At 50.2% G+C, this 568-nt stretch carries 1 protein-coding gene; it reads right to left on the bottom strand.

Annotation, left to right across the window (positions count from 1 at the left end):
• Window positions 1-509: conjugal transfer protein TraC (locus R7Q48_RS29685; protein WP_231838253.1), on the bottom strand; the 509-nt coding region annotated here is incomplete at its 3' end.
• Window positions 510-568 lie beyond the last annotated feature (59 nt).

The following is a 568-nucleotide window of genomic DNA, read 5'->3' as shown; positions in this document are numbered from 1 at the left end:
GTGCGAAGCTGTGCGAGCTGCTGGAGTTCGCTTTCAGTCGGGTTATTGTTCTTGATGGGGACTTTGCACGTAACGAACAGCTTGAGGTCTTGGATCAAGCCATTGTCGTAGATACCTTTGTTGGTCTTGGCAAATATGCGATCTGTCGTGTGGTGCTGGAGGAAGTTAATCCGTTCCTTGATAACAGATGTCAGCAGCTCGTGACGGAAGCCATCACGCAAACCCATCATCCGGTACATCTCCTGATTGATGTCCGGGGAGCGGAACAGGACAAACTGGAGCGTAGTCTTCGACGGGAACTCCTGATTCAGGAAACCGTTCATTCGCTCCTGAACTTTTTCATCGGCACCACACAGGGGCTCACACATGAAACCAAAGCCTGCACTGTGATCATCCATAAGGAAGACATGATCGTCTTCGTCATAGGCCAGGACAGGAATAATCCCGGCAGCTCGCAAGTGCTCCGGGATCAACGTTTCTTCGAGTTTCTTTTTGATGGTTACGATCATTCAGCACTCTCCAACCATGATTTCAGGTTCTTCGGACGTCCTTTGCTGACACGACCATC

It is taken from the genome of Vibrio sp. 378 (assembly GCF_033339435.1).
Note: the sequence above shows the minus strand (reverse complement) of the source record. Positions and strands in the feature narration are given on the sequence as shown.